Here is a 4,435-nt window from a genome sequence, read left to right as displayed (position 1 = left end):
GTTGGGGCATCTGCCCGGGCGCCGTTGACGATGGCCTTCGCTCTGCCAGCACGTCCGGCCGGCGCTCCCCTGCCACGGACAAGTGGCCGGCCCATTCTGAAGCCCCCGTTCAGACGTAACCGATCGGCCGGCCCGAGACCGGATGCGGCATCACCCCAAAGCGCAGGCCGTAGATGCGCTCCAGCATCGCCGGGGTCATGATGTCGTCCGGTGCGCCGCGGGCGATCAGGCGGCCGCCGTGCAGAGCCAGCAGCTCGTCACAGAAGGCGGCCGCCATGTTCACGTCGTGCAGGACGATGAGCACGCCGAGGCCATGCTCGCGGCCGAGACGGCGGATCAGGGACAGCATCTCCACCTGATGCGCGATGTCGAGAGCCGAGGTCGGCTCGTCCAGCAGCAGGGCACCCGGCCGCTGTGCCACCATCATCGCCAACCAGACCCGCTGGCGCTCCCCACCCGACAGCGCATCGACCGGCCGACCGGCGAGGTCGGCGATGCCGGTTTGCGTCATCGCGTCGTCCACTGCCTGCCGGTCGGCCGCACCGAAGCGTCCGAACGGCCCGTGCCAGGGGTAGCGGCCGAGCGCCACGAGTTCGCGCCCGAGAAGGCCGGGGGCGGCGGGCGTCTGTTGTGGCAGATAGGCGAGCCGTCGGGCGAGGGCGCGGCTTTCCCAGGTGCCGAGCGATCGGCCCTCGAAGCGGATCGTTCCGGTCGACGGGGTGAGGTGGCGCGCCATCAGCTTCAGCAGGGTCGATTTGCCCGACCCGTTGTGTCCGATCAGCCCGATGACCCGGCCGGGAACCAGCGTCAGGGTCAGCGGGTGCAGCAAAGTGCGGCCCGGGATGGCCGCGCCGACATTGTCCAGGTCGAAGAAGGCGGCACTCATCGTTCGGCATTCCCTGCGACATCGTCGGGATTTTCCGCGGTCTGTGCGGAGACCCGCGCGATCCGCCCGCCCGCCATGTGGACCACCCGGTCTGCGACGCCGAAATAGCGGTCGTCGTGCGAGATCACCACCAGCGCCCGGCCCTGGCGGCGCAGATCGGGCAGCAGCTCGGTGTAGAAGAGGTGGCGGAAGCCGGGATCCTGGTCGGCGGCCCATTCGTCGAAGACGATCACCGGCCGCCCGGCCGCCCAGGCGTTGAGCAGGGCCAACCGCTTGCGCTGGCCGGTCGACAGGTCGGTGGTGGAGAAGACGCCATTGCGCAGCGACACCTTGTGGGCGATGTCCAACCGCTCCAGGTAGCGCTCCGCATCCGGCGGCAGTCCGGTGCCGGGGGTTCCGACCTCGTCGAACAGGTAATAGTCGGTGAAGACGGTGGCGAAGAGCTGGCGGTAATCGTCGCGCGCCTCCTCCGCGACCGGTTGCCCGTCGAGCCGGATGGCGCCCGCCTGTGCCGCGTAGAGGCCGAGCAGCAGCTTGATCAGTGTCGTCTTGCCCGACCCGTTGTCGCCGACGATGAACAGAATCTCGCCGCGCCGGATCTCCAGATCGATCGGACCGACCGCGAATCCCGGCCGGCCATCCTCATCCGCCGGCGGATAGGCGTAGCAGACACCGTCGAGCGCGATGCTCCGGCACAGGTCCGGCGTCTGTCCGCCGGGATCGACCAGCGCCACCGGTTCGTGCCCGTCGAAATCGGCGGCGAGCCGGGCGACCCGCCGGAAGGCGATCTGGGCCTGCCCCAGCGCCGGCAAGGCGCCGACGAGCTGGTCGAGCGGCCCCTTGACGTAGAGCAGCACGATGGTGAAGCCGCTGACCACCGCCGGCTCCAGCGCCAGCCGGTCGCGCAGCAGCAGCATGATGCCGATGACCAGGAAGAACAGGCCGGACCCGACGGCATCCGCCGTCCAGAACAGGCGCATGGCGTGGCTCTTGCGGCTGGCGATACGGTCCACCGCCCCGCCCAGCAGGTCTCCGAACACCCGGCGGCGGCGCGGCCGGTCGACGCGCAGCTCCTTGGCGCCCTCGGTGATGGCGCGGTATTGCTTCTGCAGATCGTCCTGGGCGTCGCGGACATCGGCGTAATCCGCCATCCAGGCACGGCGCGCATGGTGGGTGACCAGCATCCCTGCCGTCACCGCCAGCAGCACCAGCAGCAGCAGGGCGGGCGACAGCGCCAGCAGGTAGCCGAAACAGCCCAGCGTCACCGTCAGTGCCACGGCATAGCCCGAGACGTTGAAAGTGAAGACGCTCACCGCCTCCACGTCGTTGACCAGCGAGGCGACCAGCCGGTGCGTCCGCTGCCGCTCGATGGCGGCGATCGGTGCCCGCAGGATGCGGGCGGCGATGTCCTTGCGCAGCGCCGCGACCAGCTTCTGGCCGACCAGGCTGTTGCCGACGCCGGCGGCCGCCTTGCCCAGCACGCTCAGTCCGCACAGGCCGGCGAAGGCCAGGAGGAAGCCGGCGCCGATCCCGTCGGCGGCCTGCAGGCCGCGATTGACCTGCGCCAGCAGCGCCGCGGTGGCGAGGCCGCCGGACGCCCCCAGCAGGGTCGCGGCCAGGGTCGCCGGCCAGAGGGGGCGCAGCAGGCGCAACACCGCGCTGAGCAGCGCGAAGCGGTCCCGGGCGGGATCGCCGCCGGGTAAGGGAGTGATGTCGTTCATCGTCGCAACAGCCAGAGAAGGTAGGGGGCACCCAGCAGGGTCGCCAGCAGGCCGGCCGGCATCTGGGCGGGAAACAGCAGGACACGGCCGAGCCAGTCGGCCAGCACCATGACCAGGGCGCCGGCCAGCGCCGCCCCGGCCAGTTGCGGCAGCGCCCGTTGCAGGCCGCACAGCCGGGCCGCATGCGGGGCCATCAGCCCGACGAAACTCAGCGGGCCGACCACCAGCGTCGCCGCCGTGGTCAGCGCCGCGACCAGCAGCAGGACGACGACGCGCACCAGCGGCAACCGAAGGCCGAGCGCGCGCGCCGCCGCCTCTCCCAATGGCAGGATCTCCAGCCAGCGGGCGCAGAGCAGCGGCACTGCCAGCAGTGGCAGGGCGGCGGCCCAGGCGGCGATGGCGATGGCCGGGGTCACCAGATAGGTCGATCCGGTCAGCCAGCGGAACAGGATGAAGGCACGCGGATCGCCGCTCGACAGCAGGAGCGCCACCACGGCGCCGAAGACGGTGGTCAGCGCCACGCCGGTCAGCAGCAGCCGTTCCGGCGCATGGCCGTGCCGTTGGCCGAGCAGCAGCACCGCGCAGAGCGTCGCCAGTGCGCCGGCCCCGGCGGCGGCCACCTGCGCCTCCATCGGGAAGGCGGGAGCCGCCAGATACAGCAGGATGACGCCGAAGGACGCACCGGTGCCGATGCCCAACACCTCCGGCCCCGCCATCGGGTTTCCGGTCAGCCGTTGCAGCAGCACGCCGGCGGTGCCCAGCATCGCCCCCGCGGCCATCCCCGCCGCCATGCGCGGCGCCCGCCAGTACATCAGGGGCTGCAGATCCTCCCAGCCACTCCAGCGCCAGCCGCCGGTCCCCTGTCCCAGCGCCAGCGCCAACAAGCGGCGAGCAGCAGGGCGAGCAGTCCCGCCAGCAGCCAGGGACCGGGCCGGGACAGCCGCCGTGCAGGCGGCTCGGCCGGAACCGGCGGGCCACCGTCGCTGCCACCGGATCGGGTCAGCAGCCACAGCAGCAGCGGTGCCCCGAGCAGGGCCGTCACTGTTCCGGTCGGCAACTCGCGGACGCCGTTGCCGGAAGCCTGCGAGGCCACCTGCGCCGCCGCGTCGGCCAGCCACAGCAACGCCGCACCCAGCGGCGGCGCCCAGGCCAAACGGGACCGCAGGCTGCGGGCACCGGCCAGCCGTGCCATCGCCGGTGCCGCCAGCCCGACGAAACCGATCAGCCCGGCGGCACTGACCACCGCCGTGCTCAGGGCCACCGCCAGAGCCAGTGTCGCCAGCCGCAGAGCCCGCACCGGAACGCCGAGACCGACGGCGCCCTCCGTCCCCAGCTCCAGCAGGGCGAGGGGCCGCGCCAGGAATAGGGCGAGGACGGCCCCAGCCGCCAGTTGCGGGGCCAGCGCCTGCGGGATCGCCCAGCCGTTCTGGCTCAGCGACCCGCTGGCCCACAGGAACAGGGCCTGGAAGCCGGCGCCGTTGAACAGCATCAGGCCGCTCGCCAGCGCGCTGCAGGTCAGGCCGACGGCAAGGCCGGCGAGAATGACGACGGCCGGCTTCAACGCCGCCCGCCATGCCAGCCCGACCACCAGCGCCGCCGCCCCGGCCCCGCCGGCCAGCGCCACCAGACCGCGCCCGGGATTGCCGAAGCCGCCGAAGCCGGGGAGGAGCGTTGCCGCCACCATCAGCGCAAGCTGGGCACCGCCGGCGACGCCCAGGGTCGACGGCTCGGCCAGGGGATTGCGCAGGACCTGCTGGAACAGCACCCCGGCCAGCCCGAGGGCGCCGCCGCACAGCAGGCCGGCGCACAGGCGCGGCAGCAGGCGTCG

General features: G+C 72.5%; 4 protein-coding genes. All 4 read right to left on the bottom strand.

What is annotated here, in order from left to right:
• Nucleotides 1–109 precede the first annotated feature (109 nt).
• On the bottom strand, nucleotides 110–886 hold the full coding sequence (locus I71_RS08385; RefSeq protein WP_042693776.1) for an ABC transporter ATP-binding protein: 777 nt from the start codon (nucleotides 884–886) through the stop codon (nucleotides 110–112).
• Nucleotides 883–2,607, bottom strand: a complete 1,725-nt coding sequence (locus I71_RS08380; protein ID WP_083897047.1) for a cyclic peptide export ABC transporter — start codon at nucleotides 2,605–2,607, stop codon at nucleotides 883–885. Before I71_RS08380 ends, I71_RS08385 begins: the two co-directional genes overlap by 4 nt.
• Nucleotides 2,604–3,419 (bottom strand): iron chelate uptake ABC transporter family permease subunit, encoded by an 816-nt coding sequence (locus I71_RS34885; RefSeq protein ID WP_049975993.1) that lies wholly within the window; start codon nucleotides 3,417–3,419, stop codon nucleotides 2,604–2,606. Before I71_RS34885 ends, I71_RS08380 begins: the two co-directional genes overlap by 4 nt.
• Nucleotides 3,419–4,435, bottom strand: a 1,017-nt coding sequence (locus I71_RS34880; protein WP_148294187.1) for an iron chelate uptake ABC transporter family permease subunit, incomplete at its 5' end; no start/stop codon positions are given. The genes I71_RS34880 and I71_RS34885, both read right to left, overlap by 1 nt.

Origin of the sequence: Azospirillum sp. B506 (genome assembly GCF_000333595.1) — a bacterium.
Taxonomy (GTDB): Bacteria; Pseudomonadota; Alphaproteobacteria; order Azospirillales; family Azospirillaceae; genus Azospirillum.
The sequence above is the reverse complement of the archived record's forward strand: the minus strand, read 5'-3'. Positions and strand labels throughout refer to the sequence as shown.

Excerpts from the sequence above, each read along its gene's own strand:
- I71_RS08385 (WP_042693776.1), bottom strand. The coding sequence starts at position 886 with ATGAGTGCCGCCTTCTTCGACCTGGACAATGTCGGCGCGGCCATCCCG.
- I71_RS08380 (WP_083897047.1), bottom strand. The coding sequence starts at position 2,607 with ATGAACGACATCACTCCCTTACCCGGCGGCGATCCCGCCCGGGACCGC.
- I71_RS34885 (WP_049975993.1), bottom strand. The coding sequence starts at position 3,419 with ATGTACTGGCGGGCGCCGCGCATGGCGGCGGGGATGGCCGCGGGGGCG.